This window comes from Inquilinus limosus (genome assembly GCF_051487185.1).
In the GTDB taxonomy this organism is placed as follows: domain Bacteria; phylum Pseudomonadota; class Alphaproteobacteria; order DSM-16000; family Inquilinaceae; genus Inquilinus; species Inquilinus limosus_F.
Genome location: NZ_JAHVDK010000029.1, coordinates 91,875 through 110,445, shown reverse-complemented (window position 1 = coordinate 110,445; position 18,571 = coordinate 91,875). Strand labels below are relative to the sequence as shown.

Below are 18,571 nucleotides of genomic sequence, written 5' to 3'. Positions count from 1 at the left end.
GAACCGGCCGCGCCCGCCGGCGCCGAGCCGACCCGCCCAGCCGGTCGACCATGCCCATGCGCCCGCCGGGCAGGTCCCGGCCCAGCCGAGCCGTCCGMCGCTGCCCACCCCCGGCCAGCACGGCCCGGCGGCCGCAGTCCAGGCCACGGCACGACCAGGCCATCCGCCGCTGCCCGAGCGCGGTCAGCGGCCGGGCGGCGCACCGGCGACGGCAACCGCTTCCAGGCTGCCCGCGGCCGCGGCGCATCCACCGGCGGCCGGGCAGCACCTGGCCGTCATCCCGCCCCCGGCGCAGCAGCCCCAGCACGAGGCCCCAGCCGCACCGCATCCCGCGCCGCACACCGCCCGGCCGCCGGTCCATGCGGCGCCGCAGGCCCAGCACCGGCCGCCGCCGATACCGCGGCACCCACCACCCGAGAAGCGGCCGCAGCAGGACCAGCCACAGAACTGACGCCGTTCCCGGACCATCACCGCCGGTTATGAGGTCCCGGCGCCGCGGTCCTGGCCTGTCCTTCGATTCCCGCTACACTCGCCGCGACCGTTGGTGAGGAGCCCGCATCGTGGACATCAGGCGCCCGTATCTCCTGTTCCTCGGGGATGCCCCCGACCAGCTCGCGGCCAAGACCGCCTATGGCGTGGCGCAATGGCGCCGCGAGATCTGCGTCGGCCAGCTGCGGCTGGACGGCTGCCGCGCCACCTGCGGCCTGCCCGACCTGACGCTGGAAGAGGCTGCGGCGAATGGGGCGCAGACGCTGATCATCGGCGTCGCCAACCGCGGTGGCCGGATCTCCGAGGCCTGGCAGGACACGATGCTGCGGGCGCTGGAGCTCGGCATGGACATCGCGTCCGGCCTGCACAACCGCATCGCCGATCTGCCGGCGGTGGCGGAGCGGGCGAAGGCGCTGGGCCGCAGCCTGTTCGACGTGCGCCACCCGGACCGCGAGTTCGAGGTCGCCACCGGCGCGCCGCGCAGCGGCCGGCGCCTGCTGACCGTCGGCACCGACTGCTCGGTCGGCAAGATGTTCACGTCACTGGCGCTGGAGCGCGAGATGCGCGCCCGCGGTCTGAAGGCGGATTTCCGCGCCACCGGCCAGACCGGGATCCTGATCGCGGGCGGCGGCGTCTCGGTCGACGCCGTGGTCGCCGACTTCATCTCCGGCGCCACCGAATGGCTGTCGCCGGAGGCCGAGCCGGACCATTGGGACCTGATCGAAGGCCAGGGCTCGCTGTTCCACGCCTCCTATGCCGGGGTGTCGCTGGGCCTGCTGCACGGCGCCCAGGCCGAGGCGCTGGTGATGTGCCACGAGCCCGGGCGGCCGCATATGCGCGGCCTGCCGCATTTCCCCCTGCCCGACCTGGCCGAGTGCATCGCGCTGAACGAGCGCTGCGCCCGCCTGACCAACCCCGACGCCAAGGTGGTCGGCCTCGCCTTCAACACCTCGGCGCTCGACCCGCAGGCGGCGGAGCGGGCGCTGAAGGAGGCCGAGGACCGCTTCGGCCTGCCCGCGGTCGACCCGGTCCGCACCGGCGTCGGCGCCATCGTCGACCGGCTGGTCTGATTGATGACCGGCCGGCAGCTTTCGGTCCGCGAGGCGGTGTGGCCGATCCGCGGAGTCTTCACCATCTCGCGCGGCAGCCGCACCGAGGCGCGGACGCTGATCGCGGAGATCGCCGCCGGCGGCGCGGTCGGCCGCGGCGAATGCACGCCCTATGCCCGCTATGGCGAGAGCCTGGAGAGCGTGCGGGCGCAGATCGAGAGCGTGGCCAATGCTGTCGCCGACGGCGCCGACCGGCCGGGGCTGCAGGCGCTGCTGCCGCCCGGTGCCGCGCGCAACGCGGTCGACTGCGCGCTGTGGGATCTGGAGGCCAAGCTGGCCGGGATCCCGGCCTGGGCCCTGGCCGGGATCCCCGAGCCGGGGCCGGTCGTCACCGCCTACACGCTGAGTCTCAACACGGTCGAACGGATGGGCGAGGCGGCGCGGCAGTCGGCGCACCGGCCGCTGCTGAAGCTGAAGCTGACCGGCGACGGCGACCTGGAGCGGGTGCGGGCGGTGCGCGAGAACGCGCCGGACAGCCGCCTGGTGGTCGACGCCAACGAGGCCTGGTCGATCGGCCATCTGGAGCGCTTCGGCCCGGCCTTGGCCGCGCTCGGCGTCGAGCTGATCGAGCAGCCGCTGAAAGCGTCGGACGACGAGGCGCTGCAGGGCTTCGAGAGCCCGATCCCGCTCTGCGCCGACGAGAGCTGCCACGATACCGCCAGCCTGGACCGCTGCGCCGGGAAATACGCCATGGTCAACATCAAGCTGGACAAGGCCGGCGGGCTGACCGAGGCGCTGCGGCTGCGCGCCGGGGCGCGCGAGCGCGGCTTTGCCGTGATGGTCGGCTGCATGGTCGCCTCCTCCCTCGCCATGGCGCCGGCGACGCTGGTGGCCCAAGGGGCGGAGGTGGTGGATCTTGACGGGCCGCTGCTGCTGGCGCAGGACCACGATCCTGCCCTGCGCTATGATGGCGCCACGGTCTGGCCGCCCGATCCGACGCTCTGGGGCTGAGCAGGTCTGTCGAACGGGCGGCGCGCCCGGCCCTCGAAATCCGGAGACGCCGCACCTAGATGAAGGAGGCTTGCGCTGAGCGAGGGGCGGGACCATGGGCGTCGTGATCGAGAAAGACCACCCGATGACGAGCTGTACCGGCTCACCCACCCTCGACTGGCTGCTCTATGAAGCGCCGACGATCCGCGACACCAGCCAGCTGCTCGAGGAATTCTGCAACCGCCTGGTGGCCGAGGACGTTCCGGTCGCCCGCGTGCTGGCGGTCGTCCCGGCCCTCCACCCGCTCTATTTCGGCACTGCCTATATCTGGCGCGGCACCGGCGCGATCGAGCGCCGCCGCGGCCTGTGGGAGAACCGGAACTCGCCGGAATACCAGGAGAGCCCGATCCGCGCAGTGATCGAGGAGGGGGCGGACGCGCTGCGCCGCCGCCTGGTCGGCCCGAAGGCGCAGCTGGACTTCCCGGTGCTGGTCGAGTTCCGTGACGAGGGGCTGACCGACTACGCCCTGTTCGGCCTCGGCTTCACCGGAGGCCGCCGCTCCGCCATCTCCTTCGCCACGCGGGAGGAGGAAGGCTTCTCCGAGCCGGCGCTGGAAAAGCTCGACCGGCTGATGCCGATCCTGACCCGGCTGGTCGAGATCCACACCCTGCGCGCCACCGCGGTCGACCTCTTGGACACCTATGTCGGTCACGACGCCGGCGCCCGCATCCTGAACGGCCAGATCCGCCGGGGCATGTCGGAATCGCTGCACGCCGCGATCTGGTACTGCGACCTGCGCGACTTCACGGCGATGAGCGAGAGCGTCGGGCGCGAGGAGATCGTCGCCACGCTCGACAGCTATTTCGAGACGATGGCGGCGTCGGTGCAGGAAGCCGGCGGCGAGATCCTGAAGTTCATCGGCGACGCCATGCTGGCGATCTTCCCGGTGGACGAGGAGCAGGGCGTTCGCGACGCCGCGGCCAAGGCCCTGGCTGCGGCGGCGATGGCGGAGCACGGCATGGCCGCGCTCAACGCCAAACGCGTCGAAGCGGGCCGGCCGGCGCTGGACTACGGCCTGTCGTTGCATATCGGCGAGGTGATGTACGGCAATATCGGCGCCGCCGACCGGCTGGACTTCACCGTCATCGGCCCCGCGGTCAACCTGGCCAGCCGGGTCGAGGCGCTGTGCCGGATCACCGGCCGCCGGCCGCTGATGACCGAGGCCTTCCGCCAGGCCGCCGGGGTGGAGGCCGAGCCGATGGGCCGGTTCAGCCTGCGCGGCGTGTCGGAGGAGCAGGAGGTGTTCAGTCCGCTGCGCCTGCCGCTTCCGGCCGAGGCGGCCTAGCCACCCCCTTCCGATCCTGTTTCAGCCCCCGGTCGAGGCCTGCAGCTCGGAGGCCGGAGCCGCCTCGTCGGCCAGGGCGCGCCGGGCTTGGCCGCGCAGCTCCGCGCCCGAGGGCAGGCCGGGCCCGGGATGCAGCAGCCAGTCGGCGATGTCGCGCTGCGGCGTGCGCCGGCCGAGGTCGCGCAGCAGCCAGTGCCAGCCGCGGCTGTAGGAGGCGATGACGACATCCGGCCGCCGCGGCAGGCGGCGCAGCAGCCGGTCGACCGAGGCCGGCGCCAGCACTTGCTCATGCTCGCCCAGCAGCACCAGGGTCGGCTCCGGGATCTCCGCCGCCGCGTCGGAGGCGCGGCCCATCAGGTCGACCAGCCCGTCGATCGCATCGACCCGCGTCGCCCGGATGTAGAGCGGGTCGCGGCCGAGCGCGACCAGCATCGGGATGTTGTCGCTGGCCTGGACGCCGAGGTTGCGCCCGGTGAAGGTCATCGCCGGGATCAGCCGGCGGGTCAGCCACAGCGCCACCCGGGGGATGGCGTCCATGCTCTGCCGCCCCCAGGTGGCCGGGGCGGACAGGATCAGCCCGGCCATCGGCGGATGCTCCGGCCGGGTCGCGGTCAGGATGGCAACGGCGCCGCCCATGCTTTCGCCCAGGAGATAGACCGGCACGCCGGGATAGCGCGCTTCCAGCAGCCGCAGCGCCGTGGCGGCGTCGTCGGCCAGGGTTTCCGCCCCCGGCCAGATGCCGCGCCCGGTCGTGGCGCCGAAGCCGCGCTGGTCGTAGGCGTAGGTGGCGATGCCGAGCTGGCCCCAGAACCGCGCCGGGTCGTCGAACGCCTTGCCGTATTCATTGAAGCCGTGCAGCGCCAGGACCACTGCGCGCGGCTGCTCCGCCGGCCCCCAATGCCGCAGCGGCAGGCGGTATCCGTCGCTGGCGATCACCGCATCGGCGTCCAGCCGCGGGGTTCCATTGAGGGCTCCCATCGGCTGGATCTCCGCCCCGCAGGCGGCGACCAGGAGGAGGGTGAGGCAGGCTAAGAGCCGGGCAAAAGGCCGGTGGAGGAGTAGTCGCCGGCCTGTCCCCCTATCCTCCCCCTCCCCTTGTGGGAGGGGGTAGGGGGAGGGGTTGGTGCCGCCAGGCCCCATGTCGGAAGATCGTCGCAACCTGGCAGCGCTCCCGGATCCCCACACGCCGTCCCCCGTCATCGACACCCCCTCCCCCTGCCCCCTCCCGCGAGGGGAGGGGGAGAATGAAAACCATGGGCGAGCCTGAGCGGAGCGGCTGTCACAGATCGGGTACTCACCAGCATGGCCTCATTTCAGCCGCCGGCCGCGGCGCGATCAAGCCGCCGCGGCCTCCTGCGGCAGACGGCCCTCCAGGACATCGCGGCGCTCGCGGAACAGCGCGACCAGGGAATCCATTACCCGGCGCACCCGCGACAGCGCCCTCAGGTCGCGATGCACCAGCAGCCACTGGTCGACCCCGACCTCCGCCACCACCGGTCCCAGCCGGCGCAGCCCGGGATCCGGGTCGCCGGCATAACAGGGCAGCAGGCCGATCGCCTCGCCGCTGCGCACCACATGCTGCAGCACCAGCCAGTTGTTGACCCGCACCGCCGGCCGGGCGCCCTGCAGCAGCTCCGCCACCCAGGCCTGGCCGGGCATGTAGGCATGCTCCTCGTCGAAGCCGGCCCAGGTGACGCCGCGCAGCCCCTCCGGCGTCGTGTCGGCGACCTCGCGGTCCCGGGCGGCGTAGATCGCATACTCCACCCGGCCCAGCCGCCGCGCCACCAGGCTCGGGATGTCCGGCACCTGCTCGCGGATCAAGAGGTCGGCCTCGCGCCGCGAGAGATTGGCCAGCATGTGGCTCGCCGCCAGCTCGATCTCGATGCATTGCAGTCCGCGCCGCAGCCGCGGCAGATGGTCGGCCAGGAAGCCCGTCATCGCCTCGCCGGCCGAGATCCGGACCGTGCCGTGCGCCGTGTCGCCGAGTCCGGCGCTGCGGCGCTGGATCGACTCGGCCGCGCGCTCCATCGCCTCGGTGTCGGCCAGCAGCTCCTCGCCCGCCGCGGTCAGCACGAAGCGGTCGGGCAGCCGGTCGAACAGCCGGGCGCCGATCGACTCCTCCAGGCTGCGCACCCGGCGGGCCACGGTCGGGTGGCTGACCTGCAGCCGCCGCGCCGCCGCGGTCAGGTTGCCCTCGCGCGCGAGGGTCAGGAACACGCGCAGATCGTCCCAATCGGCGGTCATGGCCGGCGACTCCCGAACGGATATGCCTGAACAGAAACGTACAGCCCCTCCTCGAATTTGTCGAATTCCGTTCACCTGCGTTCACACTATCGTCTGGTCTGGGCCGGCCCGACCCATCCGACGACAGGCGACCGGCGGCGTCTTTTCACCAAAGGGAACACGCGCGATGCATTTCGAACCGCGCCTGTGGCGCTTCACCGAAGGGGTCCGTCTCCGCATCGTCTGGGCCGTGGCGATCGGCGTGGTCTCGGTCGCGCTCGGCGTCGCGCGGCTGGCCCTGCTGGGCTGGCTGATCGGCCAGGTCTTCGCCGGCCGGCCGCTGGCCGAGCTGGTGCCCTCCATCGCCCTGATCGCCGGCGTCATGATGCTGCGCGGCGTCGCCGAATACGCCCGGGTGATGGTGGCGCACGAGACCGCGTCGCGCGTCCAGGCCCGGCTGCGCCGCACCATCTTCGACCGGATCGCGGCGCTGGGGCCCGGCACCGTCGCCCGCCGCCGCTCCGGCGCCCTGACCCTGTCGCTGATCGACGGGGTGGAGCAGCTGGAGGTCTATTTCGGCCAGTTCCTGCCGCAGTTCCTGATCGCACTGCTGACGCCGATCCTGATCTTCGCCGCCATCGCCTTCGTCGACCTGCCGGTGGCGGCGGTGATGCTGGCCTTCGCGCTGATCGCCCTGTTCGGCCCGGCGCTGTGGCACCGGCACGAGACCGGCAGCTCGCTGCAGCTGCGCCAGGTCTATGCCGATTTCGCCGCCGAGTTCCTGGATTCGGTCCAGGGCCTGGCGACGCTGAAAGCCTTCGGCCAGAGCAAGGCCCGCGCCGCGGTGCTGGAGACCAAGGCGCGGTCGCTGTTCCGCAGCACCATGCGGGTGCTGGCGACCAATGTGCTGGCCCGCGGCATCACCGACAGCGCCATCGCCTGCGGCGCCGCCGCGGCCCTGGCGCTGGGCGCCTGGCGGGTCGAATCCGGCGCCATGGCTCTCTCCGCGCTGCTGGTCATCCTGATGCTGGGGGTCGAGATCTTCCGGCCCATGCGCGAGCTGCGGTCGGTGCTGCACCAGGGCATGGTCGGCCTGTCCGCCGCCCAGGGCATCTACCAGGTGCTGGACGACCGGCCGGAAGTGGCGGATGCGACCCCGGCGGCGCTGGACCGGCCGCTGGAGCCGACCATCGCCTTCGACGGCGTGCGCTTCCGCTATCCCGGCACGCGCCGCACCATCCATGAGGCGCTGAGCTTCGAGGCCAAGGCCGGCGAGCGCATCGGCCTGGTCGGCCCGTCCGGCGGCGGCAAGTCGTCGATCGTGCGCCTGCTGCTGCGCTTCTACGATCCGGAGGCCGGGGCCATCCGTCTGGGCGGGCACGACCTGCGCGGCCTGTCCTTCGACCAGATCCGGTCGATGATCTCGGTGGTGAACCAGGACACCTTCCTGTTCCACGGCACGGTCGAGGACAACATCCGCATGGGCCGGCCGGGCGCGACCGAGGCGGAGGTCGAGGCCGCCGCCCGCGCCGCCAATATCCACAGCTTCATCCAGTCGCTGCCGCAGGGCTACCGCACCGTGGTCGGCGAGAAGGGCGTGAAGCTGTCCGGCGGCCAGCGCCAGCGCGTCGCCATCGCCCGGGCGCTCCTGCGCGACACCCCGATCCTGGTGCTGGACGAGGCGCTGTCCGCGGTCGACGCCGAGAACGAGGCGGTGATCCAGGAGGCGCTGGACCGGCTGATGCAGGGCCGCACCACCGTGGTGCTGGCGCATCGTCTGTCGAGCGTGATCGGCTGCGACCGCATCCTGGTGCTGGACCGCGGCCGGGTGGTGGAGAGCGGCACGCACGCCGCGCTGATGCGGCAGGGCGGCGTCTATGCCGGGCTGATGGCCGAGCAGGCGCGCGAATCCGCCGCCGCCACTGTGATCGACGCTCCCATCGCCTCCCGCACCGCCGAGCCGGCCCCGGCCGCGCCGGCCGCCGCGACCAAGGTGGAGACCGAGGGCATCCTCAAGGCCGAAGGGCTGGGCTGGGGCCGGCTGGTGGCCGAGTTGATGAATCTCGCCATGCCCTGGAAGGGCAAGCTGGCCCTGACCTTCGGCTTCGGCGTGCTGCGCGTTGTCGCCTTCATCGGCGTCGGGGTGCTGAGCGCCCTCGTCCTCTTGGCGCTGAAGAACGGCGAGCCCTATGGCGGGCTGCTCTGGGCTCTGGCTGTGGTGGCGCCCCTGTCGGGCGTTCTGCACTGGCTGGAATCCTGGATCGCGCACGACATGGCCTTCCGCCTGCTGGCCGACATGCGCATGGACGTGTTCCGCAAGCTCGACGCCCTGGCCCCGGCCTATCTGGTGCGGCGGCGCACCGGCGACCTGATGGCGCTGGTGACCCACGACATCGAGCTGGTGGAGTATTTCTTCGCCCACACCGTGGCGCCGGCCTTCGTCGCCGTGCTGGTGCCGGCCGCGGTGCTGGCGGTGCTGGTCTGGGCCAGCCCATGGATCGCGCTGGCGCTGCTGCCCTTCCTGCTGGCGGTGGCCGTCAGCCCATTCCTGATGCGCGGCTGGGTCGACCGGCTCGGCTCCGAGTCGCGCGAGGCGGCGGGTGAGCTGGGCGCCTTCGCGGTCGATTCGGTACAGGGTCTGGGCGAGATTGTCGCCTTCCAGCAGGAGAAGGCGCGCGGCGACCGGCTGGACGCGCTGTCGCAGCGCTTCATCCGGCTGCGCCTGCCCTTCTTCGCCGAGCTGACCCGGCAGCAGAGCCTGCTGGAGATCCTGACCGGCCTGGGCGGACTGGCCGTGGTGGTGACCGGCGCTGCCCTTTCCACTGAGGGTGCGATCGATCCGGGCCTGCTGCCGCTGCTGACCATCCTGGCCATGGCCGCCTTCCTGCCGGTGTCGGAGATCGCGCAGATCGGCCGCCAGCTGGCCGACACGCTGGGCGCCACCCGCCGCATCTACGGGTTGAAGGCCGAGCCGGTGCCGGTCACCGACGGGCCGGGCGTGCCGGACCATGCCGGCCCGGCAGCGCTGGCGCTGCAGGGCGTCGGCTTCACCTACCCCGGCCAGGGCCGGCGTGCTTTGGCCGGGGTGACGGTCGAGATCCCCGCCGGCAAGACCGCGGCGCTGGTCGGCACCTCCGGCGCCGGCAAGACCACCACGGCGCAGCTGCTGATGCGGTTCTGGGACCCGGACGAGGGCCGGATCACCCTGAACGGCGCCGATCTGCGCGACTACAATCTCGACGACCTGCGCCGGCGCATCGCGCTGGTGGCGCAGAACACCTACCTGTTCAACGACACGCTGCGCGCCAACATCCGGATCGCCCGGCCGGAGGCGAGCGAAGAGGAGCTAGCGGCGGCGATCGAGCATGCGTCGCTGGCCGAGCTGGTCGAGACCCTGCCCGAGGGGCTCGATTCGCCCGTCGGGGAGCGCGGCACGGCGCTGTCCGGCGGCCAGCGCCAGCGCGTCGCCATCGCCCGCGCCTTCCTGAAGAACGCACCGGTGCTGATCCTGGACGAGGCAACGTCGCATCTCGACACGGTGAACGAGCAGGCGGTGCGCCGGGCGCTGGACCGGCTGCAGGCCGACCGCACCACCATCGTCATCGCCCACCGCCTGTCGACGGTGCGCGACGCCGACTTGATCGTGGTGCTGGACGAGGGACGGGTGGCCGAGACCGGCACCCATGCGGCGCTGCTGGCCCGCGGCGGGCTCTACACCCAACTGGTCTCCCGCCAGCTCGCCTCGGCCCAGGCGGCGCAGTAGATATGAACGGCTGTACCAGCGGCCCTTGAGATCTGCTCTCCGGCCCCTTTCCCGTCAGGGCGAGGCGCGCAGCGCCGTGGCCATCCAGAAGTCGGTGCGGCTGGATGGCCACGCCCCTTCGGGGCTCGCCATGACGGGTCTATATTTCGGCGCCGGTAATGAGATCGTCGCGCCTGCAGAGCTGCTGAGGAGAATCGGATGAGCAAGGCCAACTATGCGCTGCGGCTTCAGCCTTCGCTCAAGAGCGCGGCAGAACGCTTGGCGGCAGCCGAAGGCACCAGCCTGAATCAATTCATCAATGTCGCCGTGGCCGAAAAGCTCTCGGCGCTCGAAACGGAAGAGTTCTTCCGGAAGCGGGCGGCTGCGGGAGACCGGGCAGCGTTTCTGCGCTTTCTCGACGAGGCCGGCGACGAACCCCCGGCCGACGAGGACGCCGGCTGAGACCTACTCCCCTGCCGCCCTCCTTGCCGCCGCGGCGCCCTCGCCAGTGAGCTGCAGGAAGATGTCCTCGAGGTCGGTCTCCTCTGTGGTCAGGTCGGCGATGCGCACGCCGTTCTGGTCCATCAGGTTCAGGAGGTCGCCCAGCCGGGTCTCACTGGGCCGGTACCGCACCACCAGCCGGGTCGCGCCCGCCAGCTCCATGCCGCGCGCGGCGAGGGCCGGCGGCAGCGCCGGCAGGGGCTCGCTCAGCGTCACCACCAGGGTCTTGCTGTCGACGCTGGACAGCAGGTTGGCGGTGCTGTCGCAGGCGACGATGCGGCCGTGATCGATGATCGCGATCCGGTCGCACAGCTCCTCCGCCTCCTCCAGATAATGCGTGGTCAGGACGATGGTGGTGCCGGCCCGGTTCAGGGCCCGGACATGCGCCCACAGGCTGCGCCGGAGCTCGATGTCCACGCCGGCGGTCGGCTCGTCCAGCACCAGCACCGGCGGCGAATGCACCATCGCCTTGGCCACCATCAGCCGCCGCCGCATGCCGCCGGAGAGGGTGCGGGCATAGGCGTCGGCCTTGTCGGCCAGCCCGACCGCCTCAAGCAGCGCCTCGGTGATCCGCTCCGCCTTCGGCACGCCGTAGAGCCCCGCTTGCAGATCCAGGAGCTCGCGCGGGGTGAAGAACGGGTCGATGTTCAGCTCCTGCGGCACCACCCCGATCGCGGCCCGGGCCCGGCGCGGCGACCGGCCGATGTCGAAGCCCCAGACCCAGGCGTCGCCCGCGGTCTTGGTGACCAGCCCGGCCAGGATGTTGATCAGGGTCGACTTGCCGGCGCCGTTCGGGCCCAGCAGGCCGAAGATCGAGCCGGCGGGGATGTCGAGGTCGATCGGGTGCAGGGCCAGCTTGTCCGGCTGCTTGTTGCGCCCGCGATAGGTCTTGGTCAGGCCGCGCAGCCGGATAGCGCTCTCCGGTGCGGCGTTCGGCAACGGCTCGGCGGCCATGATCCTGTGCGAAGTAGTTGATCAGCTGGGCGCCATGGGTATCATCCGGCCGGAATGCGGGCAATCTTTGCCCGCCGATGCCTTTTGCCGCCAGGAACCCCGAGCCATGCAGCCCGCCGCCACCCTTCAGCCGTCCGAAGTGATCGAGGTCGACCGCGATGTCGAGACGGTTGGGTGCGACGGCGGCGGCGGGCCGCTGGGCCACCCGATGGTCTACTACCCGATCGGGCATCAGTCCGAGGTGGTGTGCAACTATTGCGGCCGCCGCTTCGTGCGCAAGGGCAACCGCCACGGCCACTGACCGCCCGGCGCGGGGGATGACGCCCGAGGCGGTCGAGGCCTTCTGCCTGTCGCTGCCCGGCGCGACCTTGAGTGTGCAATGGGGCGGCGCCCATGTGTTCAAGATCGGCGGCAAGATCTTCGCCCTCCTGGCCGGGATGTCGCGCGGCGAACCCGAGGCCTGGTTCAAGGCGTCGGAGTTCTCCTACATCCTGCTGATCGAGCAGCCGGGCATCCGCCCGGCGCCCTATCTGGCCCGCGCCAAATGGGTGGCGGCGGCGCTGGACGCCCTGCCCGAGACGGATCTGCAGGCCTATCTGCGCGAGGCGCATCGCCTGGTGCTGGCCAAGCTGACCCGGGCGGCGCGGGCCGAGATCCTGGGGCCGGGGTGACGGATCCGAGCCCCGGCCCGCATCGCGGCACGACCGCGCGGGGAAGCGCGGCGGGCTTCCGATCGCCGTCCCGCTCCTGTATGAGGCCCGGACCCGCATCCGAGCGCCCGAGGGGCCATGCCGCGCCAGCCGATCTTCAACGTCCCGCCGATCACGCTGTGGCTGAGCGGCGCGATGATCGCGGTCTTCGCCGCCATCCACCTGCTGCCGCAGCAGGTTTGGGCGCCGGTCGTCTACCGCATGGCCGTGGTTCCGGCCTTCTTCCAGTATCTCGGCCAGCTGTCGCCGCTCGATGCGCTGACGGTGATCGCGTCGCTGGTGTTCTACGCCCTGGTGCACTCCGCGCCGATCCACCTGATCGCCAATCTCGGCTTTTTCCTGGCCTTCGGCAGCGTCTGCGAGCGGCAATACGGCCCCCGCCGCTACACCGTGCTGCTGCTGGTGACGACCGTGGTCGCGGCACTGGTCCAGATCGCCGCCACCTGGGGCGAGGAGACCACGCTGATCGGCGCCTCCGGCGCGGTGTCGGGCTGCATCGGCGCCTTCTGCCGGCTGGCGCTGGCGCGGCACGATCCGGCCGGGCGGCGGCTGGCCCTGAACCTGATCGGCTTCACCATCGTCGTGAACGCCGTGTTCGCGCTGCTGGGCGGCGGCCTCATGGGCGTGGACGCCCAGATCGCCTGGCAGGCCCATATCGGCGGCTTCCTGGCCGGCTTCGTCCTGGGCGCGCCCCGGCGAGCGTGACGGGCCGGGCGTGACCCGGCGGCCACAACCTTCCGGGCCGTCACAATCCTGAAGACTCGACGTTGCAGCCCGAGGACGCGCCGCCTATATGACCGGGGAAGCAAAAGCCGCCCCGCGCGGCATGAGATCGATTGGGGGTCCCGGCGGTGCCTCACCGAGGGCCAGCCGCGACCTGCTGAAGGAATGAGGAAGAGATGAGCAAAGTCATCGGTATCGACCTCGGCACCACCAATTCCTGCGTCGCTATCATGGATGGGACGCAGGCGCGGGTGATCGAGAATGCGGAAGGCGCGCGCACCACGCCGTCGATCGTCGCCTTCACCGAGTCGGGTGAGCGGCTGGTCGGCCAGGCGGCGAAGCGCCAGGCGGTGACCAACCCCGAGAACACGATTTTCGCGGTCAAGCGCCTGATCGGCCGCCGCTACGACGACCCGATGACCCAGAAGGACAAGGGCCTCGTCCCCTACCAGATCGTCTCCGGCGACAACGGCGACGCCTGGGTCGAGTCGCGCGGCCAGAAATACGCGCCCAGCCAGATCTCCGCCTTCACCCTGCAGAAGATGAAGGAGACGGCCGAGGCGTTCCTGGGCGAGAAGGTGACGCAGGCCGTCATCACCGTCCCGGCCTATTTCAACGACAGCCAGCGCCAGGCCACCAAGGATGCCGGCAAGATCGCCGGGCTCGAGGTGCTGCGCATCATCAACGAGCCGACGGCGGCCGCCCTGGCCTACGGCCTGGACAAGAAGGCGTCGGGCACGATCGCGGTCTACGACCTCGGCGGCGGCACCTTCGACATCTCGATCCTCGAGATCGGCGACGGCGTGTTCGAGGTGAAGTCGACCAACGGCGACACCTTCCTGGGCGGTGAGGACTTCGACGCCAAGATCATCGACTACCTGGCCGAGGAGTTCAAAAAGGAGCAGGGCATCGATCTGCGCCGCGACCGCCTGGCCCTGCAGCGCCTGAAGGAAGCAGCCGAGAAGGCGAAGATCGAGCTGTCCTCCTCGGTCCAGACCGAGGTGAACCTGCCCTTCATCACCGCCGACGCGTCCGGCCCGAAGCACCTGAACATCAAACTGACCCGGGCGAAGCTCGAGGCGCTGGTCGACGACCTGATCCAGCGCACGGTCGAGCCGTGCCGCGCCGCGCTGCGCGACGCCGGCCTGAAGGCCAGCGAGATCGACGAGGTGATCCTGGTCGGCGGCATGACCCGCATGCCCAAGGTCATCGACACGGTGAAGCAGTTCTTCGGCAAGGACCCGCATCGCGGCGTCAACCCGGATGAGGTCGTGGCCGTCGGCGCCGCGATCCAGGGCGGCGTGCTGCGCGGCGAGGTCAAGGACGTGCTGCTGCTTGACGTCACCCCGCTGTCGCTGGGCATCGAGACGCTGGGTGGCGTGTTCACCCGGCTGATCGAGCGCAACACCACGATCCCGACCAAGAAGAGCCAGACCTTCTCGACCGCCGAGGACAACCAGACCGCGGTGACCATCCGCGTGTTCCAGGGCGAGCGCGAGATGGCGGCCGACAACAAGCTGCTGGGTCAGTTCGACCTGGTCGGCATCCCGCCTGCCCCGCGCGGCATGCCGCAGATCGAGGTGACCTTCGACATCGACGCCAACGGCATCGTCAATGTCGGCGCCAAGGACAAGGCGACGGGCAAGGAGCAGGCGATCCGCATCCAGGCTTCGGGCGGCCTGTCCGATGCCGACATCGACAAGATGGTCAAGGACGCCGAGGCCAACGCCGCCGCCGACAAGAAGCGGCGCGAGACGGTCGAGGCCCGCAACCACGCCGATGCGCTGATCCATTCGACCGAGAAGCAGCTGGCCGAGTTCGGCGACAAGGCCGAAGCGGCCGACAAGGCGGCGGTCGAGAGCGCGATCGCCGATCTGAAGTCGGTCCTGACCAGCGAGGACGCCGAGCAGATCAAGGCCAAGACCCAGGCCCTGGCCCAGGCGGCGATGAAGATCGGCGAGGCCATGTACAAGGCCAGCCAGGAGTCGGGCGCCGCCCCGGGTGGCGAGCAGGCTTCGGCGAAGCCGGATGACGGCGTGGTCGACGCCGATTTCGAGGAAGTCGACGACGACAAGAAGAAGAAGTCGGCGTGATCGCGGGCGCATGACCGCGGTACGACGATAAGGGGCAGACGCCGCCCCCGCGAGGTCCGTGAGGGGCCGCGCGGGGGCGGTTTCATCCGGGCCGGGGCCATCGAGGGCTCTCCCGGTTCGGCACGAGGATCCGCATGGCGAAGCAGGACTTTTACGATCTGTTGGGGGTAGCGCGCGGCGCCGGCGCGGACGAGATCAAGAAGGCCTATCGCAAGCTCGCGATGCAGTACCACCCGGACCGCAATCCGGGCGACAAGACCGCCGAGCAGAAGTTCAAGGAAATCAACGAGGCCTATGACGTCCTGAAGGACGACCAGAAGCGCGCCGCCTATGACCGCTTCGGCCACGCCGCCTTCGACGGCGCCGGGCCGCGCGGCCCGGGCGGGGCAGACTTCTCGGGCGGCTTCGCCGACATCTTCGAGGAGATGTTCGGCGACTTCATGGGCGGCCGCCGCGGCCCGCGCGCCCAGGCCGGGCGCGGCGCCGATGTCCGCTTCAATCTCGAGATCACGCTCGAGGAGGCGTTCCAGGGCAAGCAGGCGACGATCAAGGTGCCGTCCTCGGTCGCCTGCGAGGTCTGCGACGGCTCGGGTGCCGAGCCCGGCAGCCAGCCGGTGACCTGCCCGACCTGCGGCGGCGCCGGCCGGGTCCGCGCCTCCCAGGGCTTCTTCACGGTCGAGCGCACCTGCCCGAGCTGCGGCGGCCAGGGCCGGGTGATCAAAAACCCCTGCCGGAACTGCGGCGGCTCCGGCCGCACGCGCAAGGACAAGACGCTGAAGGTCGACATCCCGCCTGGGGTCGACGACGGCACCCGCATCCGCCTGGCCAATGAGGGCGAGAGCGGCATGCGCGGCGCACCGCCCGGCGACCTCTACATCTTCCTGTCGGTGCGGCCGCACCCGCTGTTCCAGCGCGACGGCGCCGACCTGTTCTGCAAGGCGCCGATCCCGATGACCACGGCGGCGCTGGGCGGGCCGATCGAGATCCCGGCGATCGACGGCGGCCGTGCCAAGATCACGGTGCCGGCCGGCACCCAGTCCGGCGCCCGCTTCCGCCTGCGCGGCAAGGGCATGACGATGCTGCGCTCGGCCGGCCGCGGCGACATGTATGTCGAGCTGCAGGTCGAGACCCCGGTCAACCTGACCAAGCGCCAGCGCGAGCTGCTTGAGGAGTTCGAGCGCGAAGGCGGCGGCGGCACCAGCCCCGAGAGCCAGGGCTTCTTCGCCAAGGTGAAGGAGTTCTTCAAGGAGTAGCGGCGGCCTCTTCGGGTTTCGTCATTGCAGGCCCCGAAGGGGCGTGGCAATCCAGAGGACCTAACCCGTGGATCGGCACGCGCCGCGACCATCTTGGAAGGACCCTGCCGCATGACCGCCGGCGACACCCCCCGCCCCGTGCAAGGCCCCCTCAAGCTTGGCATCACCGGCGTTGCCGGCCGGATGGGCCGGATGCTGGTGCAGACGGTGCTGGACATCGCCGACGGCTCGGTGGTGCTGCACGGCGCGGTCGAGCACGAGGGCAGCGCCGCGGTCGGCCAGGATGCCGGGCTCGTGGCCGGGCGGCCGGCCTGCGGCGTCATCGTCGGCGACGACCCGGTGCAGCTCTTCGCCACCGCCGACGCGGTGGTCGACTTCACCCGGCCCGAGGCCTCGGTCCGCTTCGCCGCGCTGGCGGCGCAGGGCAAGGCGGTGCATGTCGTCGGCACCACCGGCTTCTCCGCCGAGGATCTGGCGGCGCTGGGCCGGGCCGCGCGCCACACCCCGATCATCCAATCCTACAATATGAGCCTGGGCGTGAACCTGCTGGCGGCGCTGGTGCGCCAAGCCGCCCGTGCGCTCGACGCCGCCGGCTGGGACATCGAGGTGGTGGAGATGCACCATCGCCACAAGATCGACGCCCCCTCCGGCACCGCGATCCTGCTGGGCCGCGCCGCCGCCGAGGGCCGCGGAGTCGATTTCGACGCGGCCAAGGCGATCGACCGCGACGGCAAGCGCCCGGACGCCGCCATCGGCTTCGCCACGCTGCGCGGCGGCGACGTGGTCGGCGAGCATACGGTGATCCTGGCCGGCACGGGCGAGCGCATCGAGCTGGCACACCGGGCGACCGACCGCGGCATCTTCGCCCGCGGCGCGGTCAAGGCGGCGCTGTGGGGCCGCGGCCGCGCCCCCGGCCTCTACACCATGGCCGACGTGCTGGGGCTGGGCTGAGATCGTGCAGGTTGGGCTCGCCGGAAGCGAGCCCAACCTGCATCCGATCGGAACAGACGGGCGGCCGGCAACGGACTCTCTCCGCAGACGGTGATGCCACGGCCGGATGGTACGCTGCAGTATGACTTCGACACCGGACGATATTACCGACAGGGCACGCGGCGCGCTGGTCGGCCTCGCGGTTGGTGACGCGCTGGGCACCACGCTCGAATTCAGCGCCCGGGACTCCCAGCCCCACCATCGGGAAATGACCGGCGGCGGACCGTTCGGGCTGGAACCCGGTCAGTGGACCGACGACACCAGCATGGCGCTCGCCTTGGCCGACAGCCTGATTGCGCGCGGCGGATTCGATGCAAACGATGTGATGGACCGCTTTGTCTCGTGGTGGCGGGAGGGCGCCTATTCCTGCACCGGTGCGTGTTTCGATATCGGCATCGCAACGCGACAGGCCCTGGACCACTATCTGCACGGCGGCGGCCCCTTCGCCGGCTCGACCGACCCGACCACAGCCGGGAACGGGTCGCTGATGCGCCTGGCACCTGCTGTCCTCTTTACCCTGCGAGACGCCGAGGCCGGGCGACGTATCGCCGCGGACCAGAGCCGGACCACCCATGGCGCCCGGGAGGCGACGGAAGCCTGCGTCTTCTTCAGTGAGCGCTTGCGATCGGCGATCCTCGGCGCCACCAAACCCGAGGTTCTGGCACCCCGTGTCTGGAACGGTGCGGAGAAGATTCAGGCCATCGCCCGCGGCGATTGGCATGGCCTGCCGCGCCCCCTGATCCAGTCGTCGGGCTACGTCATCCACACGCTGGAAGCGGCGTTATGGGCAGTGGACAGCACGGACAGCTTTGAGGATGCCCTGGTCCTCGCGGTCAATCTCGGGGACGACGCCGATTCGGTGGGTGCCGTCACCGGCCAGCTCGCCGGCGCGCTGTACGGGATGTCCGGCATTCCCCAGCGATGGCTGGATCCACTGGCATGGCGGCAGCGCATCGTGGAGACTGCGGACAGGCTGATTGCCCGAGGCTAGGCCCCGCGCAGCCGGTCGAGCGCCGCCGACAGGTCGCGCGCCAGGTCGGCGCGGTCGGACGGCGCCAGGAAGCCGCCGATGGCGACGCGCTGGCCGTGGCTGGTCAGGGTGACCCGGTTCTGGCCGATCTCGCTGCGGTCGACCTCGACCCGCAGCCAGTAGGGCTGCAGCTCGATCCGGTGCAGCACGCCGCGATGGTCGCCATGCTCGATCACCAGCCGGTCCGCGGTCACGCGCAGGCTTTCCCAGCTGCGCCCCGCCCGGCGCAGATTCGACCGCATCAGGCAATAGAGAAGCACCGCGTCGAGGCCGTAGAAACCGAGCACCGGCCAGGCGCCGAGGATCAGGAACAGGACGCCGTTGAACAGGCTGGTGACGCCGACCACACCGATCACCAGCCAGAAGCCGAAGGGGCCCAGGCTGCGCTTCGGCCGCAGCAGCCGCTCGAACAGGACCGGCGCGCGATCGTCGGCAGCCCCGTGGGCGCCGATCCGGGTGATGCTGCTGCTGCGCATGGA

At 71.1% G+C, this 18,571-nt stretch carries 17 protein-coding genes; 12 read left to right on the top strand and 5 right to left on the bottom strand.

Annotated elements, in window-relative coordinates:
• Positions 1–406, bottom strand: a 406-nt coding sequence (locus KXR53_RS28020) for a hypothetical protein (RefSeq protein WP_437378601.1), incomplete at its 3' end; no start/stop codon positions are given.
• A 154-nt stretch (positions 407–560) separates the two neighbouring features.
• Here KXR53_RS28020 and dgcN point away from each other — a divergent pair.
• The 3 genes from dgcN (at position 561) to KXR53_RS28005 (ending at position 3,873) form a co-directional block, all read left to right on the top strand.
• Entirely contained in the window at positions 561–1,559 is a 999-nt protein-coding gene (gene dgcN, locus KXR53_RS28015) for an N-acetyltransferase DgcN (protein ID WP_437378600.1), read from the top strand.
• A gap of 3 nt (positions 1,560–1,562) precedes the next feature.
• The gene (dgcA, locus tag KXR53_RS28010) at positions 1,563–2,549 is read left to right on the top strand and encodes an N-acetyl-D-Glu racemase DgcA (RefSeq protein ID WP_437378599.1); all 987 of its coding nucleotides are present in this window, start codon (positions 1,563–1,565) and stop codon (positions 2,547–2,549) included.
• 94 nt (positions 2,550–2,643) lie between these two features.
• Positions 2,644–3,873 carry an adenylate/guanylate cyclase domain-containing protein gene (locus tag KXR53_RS28005; RefSeq protein WP_437378598.1) on the top strand — a complete coding sequence of 410 codons (1,230 nt, stop codon included), beginning with the start codon at positions 2,644–2,646 and terminating at the stop codon, positions 3,871–3,873.
• A gap of 21 nt (positions 3,874–3,894) precedes the next feature.
• On the opposite strand, the gene KXR53_RS28000 is transcribed toward KXR53_RS28005, so the two are convergent.
• On the bottom strand, positions 3,895–4,851 hold the full coding sequence (locus KXR53_RS28000) for an alpha/beta fold hydrolase (RefSeq protein WP_437378597.1): 957 nt from the start codon (positions 4,849–4,851) through the stop codon (positions 3,895–3,897).
• 357 nt (positions 4,852–5,208) lie between these two features.
• Positions 5,209–6,117 carry a LysR family transcriptional regulator gene (locus KXR53_RS27995; protein ID WP_437378596.1) on the bottom strand — a complete coding sequence of 303 codons (909 nt, stop codon included), beginning with the start codon at positions 6,115–6,117 and terminating at the stop codon, positions 5,209–5,211.
• Positions 6,118–6,283: 166 nt separating this feature from the next.
• Here KXR53_RS27995 and KXR53_RS27990 point away from each other — a divergent pair, with 166 nt between their 5' ends.
• Positions 6,284–9,859 (top strand): ABC transporter ATP-binding protein, encoded by a 3,576-nt coding sequence (locus KXR53_RS27990; protein WP_437378595.1) that lies wholly within the window; start codon positions 6,284–6,286, stop codon positions 9,857–9,859.
• Positions 9,860–10,057: 198 nt separating this feature from the next.
• Entirely contained in the window at positions 10,058–10,300 is a 243-nt protein-coding gene (locus KXR53_RS27985) for a toxin-antitoxin system HicB family antitoxin (protein ID WP_437378594.1), read from the top strand.
• A 3-nt stretch (positions 10,301–10,303) separates the two neighbouring features.
• Here the strand turns inward: KXR53_RS27985 and KXR53_RS27980 are convergent, their stop codons facing one another.
• The gene (locus KXR53_RS27980) at positions 10,304–11,293 is read right to left on the bottom strand and encodes an ABC transporter ATP-binding protein (RefSeq protein ID WP_437378593.1); all 990 of its coding nucleotides are present in this window, start codon (positions 11,291–11,293) and stop codon (positions 10,304–10,306) included.
• Here KXR53_RS27980 and KXR53_RS27975 point away from each other — a divergent pair.
• From KXR53_RS27975 to KXR53_RS27945, 7 genes are all read left to right on the top strand, one after another.
• Positions 11,292–11,594, top strand: coding sequence for a zinc-finger domain-containing protein (locus KXR53_RS27975; protein WP_437378592.1), 303 nt, complete (start codon positions 11,292–11,294; stop codon positions 11,592–11,594). The genes KXR53_RS27980 and KXR53_RS27975 overlap by 2 nt on opposite strands.
• 16 nt (positions 11,595–11,610) lie before the next feature.
• On the top strand, positions 11,611–11,964 hold the full coding sequence (locus KXR53_RS27970; protein ID WP_437378591.1) for an MmcQ/YjbR family DNA-binding protein: 354 nt from the start codon (positions 11,611–11,613) through the stop codon (positions 11,962–11,964).
• Positions 11,965–12,081: 117 nt separating this feature from the next.
• Positions 12,082–12,708, top strand: a complete 627-nt coding sequence (locus tag KXR53_RS27965) for a rhomboid family intramembrane serine protease (protein WP_437378590.1) — start codon at positions 12,082–12,084, stop codon at positions 12,706–12,708.
• A 194-nt stretch (positions 12,709–12,902) separates the two neighbouring features.
• On the top strand, positions 12,903–14,819 hold the full coding sequence (dnaK, locus tag KXR53_RS27960; RefSeq protein WP_437378589.1) for a molecular chaperone DnaK: 1,917 nt from the start codon (positions 12,903–12,905) through the stop codon (positions 14,817–14,819).
• A gap of 134 nt (positions 14,820–14,953) precedes the next feature.
• Positions 14,954–16,072 (top strand): molecular chaperone DnaJ, encoded by a 1,119-nt coding sequence (gene dnaJ / locus KXR53_RS27955; protein ID WP_437378588.1) that lies wholly within the window; start codon positions 14,954–14,956, stop codon positions 16,070–16,072.
• Between the two features lie 111 nt (positions 16,073–16,183).
• The gene (gene dapB, locus KXR53_RS27950; protein WP_437378587.1) at positions 16,184–17,023 is read left to right on the top strand and encodes a 4-hydroxy-tetrahydrodipicolinate reductase; all 840 of its coding nucleotides are present in this window, start codon (positions 16,184–16,186) and stop codon (positions 17,021–17,023) included.
• A 121-nt stretch (positions 17,024–17,144) separates the two neighbouring features.
• Entirely contained in the window at positions 17,145–18,053 is a 909-nt protein-coding gene (locus tag KXR53_RS27945) for an ADP-ribosylglycohydrolase family protein (RefSeq protein WP_437378586.1), read from the top strand.
• Here the strand turns inward: KXR53_RS27945 and KXR53_RS27940 are convergent.
• Complete coding sequence (locus KXR53_RS27940; protein WP_437378585.1) at positions 18,050–18,568, bottom strand: DUF2244 domain-containing protein; 519 nt, start codon at positions 18,566–18,568, stop codon at positions 18,050–18,052. The two genes, KXR53_RS27945 and KXR53_RS27940, sit on opposite strands and share 4 nt — an antisense overlap.
• Between the last annotated feature and the right edge of the window lie 3 nt (positions 18,569–18,571).

Bases quoted from the DNA above. Each gene is read 5' to 3' on its own strand.
- KXR53_RS27980 (WP_437378593.1), bottom strand. From the start codon at position 11,293: ATGGCCGCCGAGCCGTTGCCGAACGCCGCACCGGAGAGCGCTATCCGG.
- dapB (WP_437378587.1), top strand. From the start codon at position 16,184: ATGACCGCCGGCGACACCCCCCGCCCCGTGCAAGGCCCCCTCAAGCTT.
- KXR53_RS28005 (WP_437378598.1), top strand. From the start codon at position 2,644: ATGGGCGTCGTGATCGAGAAAGACCACCCGATGACGAGCTGTACCGGC.
- KXR53_RS27975 (WP_437378592.1), top strand. From the start codon at position 11,292: ATGATCCTGTGCGAAGTAGTTGATCAGCTGGGCGCCATGGGTATCATC.
- dgcA (WP_437378599.1), top strand. From the start codon at position 1,563: ATGACCGGCCGGCAGCTTTCGGTCCGCGAGGCGGTGTGGCCGATCCGC.
- KXR53_RS28000 (WP_437378597.1), bottom strand. From the start codon at position 4,851: ATGGGAGCCCTCAATGGAACCCCGCGGCTGGACGCCGATGCGGTGATC.
- KXR53_RS27970 (WP_437378591.1), top strand. From the start codon at position 11,611: ATGACGCCCGAGGCGGTCGAGGCCTTCTGCCTGTCGCTGCCCGGCGCG.
- dnaK (WP_437378589.1), top strand. From the start codon at position 12,903: ATGAGCAAAGTCATCGGTATCGACCTCGGCACCACCAATTCCTGCGTC.
- dnaJ (WP_437378588.1), top strand. From the start codon at position 14,954: ATGGCGAAGCAGGACTTTTACGATCTGTTGGGGGTAGCGCGCGGCGCC.
- KXR53_RS27945 (WP_437378586.1), top strand. From the start codon at position 17,145: ATGACTTCGACACCGGACGATATTACCGACAGGGCACGCGGCGCGCTG.
- KXR53_RS27995 (WP_437378596.1), bottom strand. From the start codon at position 6,117: ATGACCGCCGATTGGGACGATCTGCGCGTGTTCCTGACCCTCGCGCGC.
- KXR53_RS27990 (WP_437378595.1), top strand. From the start codon at position 6,284: ATGCATTTCGAACCGCGCCTGTGGCGCTTCACCGAAGGGGTCCGTCTC.
- KXR53_RS27985 (WP_437378594.1), top strand. From the start codon at position 10,058: ATGAGCAAGGCCAACTATGCGCTGCGGCTTCAGCCTTCGCTCAAGAGC.
- KXR53_RS27940 (WP_437378585.1), bottom strand. From the start codon at position 18,568: ATGCGCAGCAGCAGCATCACCCGGATCGGCGCCCACGGGGCTGCCGAC.
- KXR53_RS27965 (WP_437378590.1), top strand. From the start codon at position 12,082: ATGCCGCGCCAGCCGATCTTCAACGTCCCGCCGATCACGCTGTGGCTG.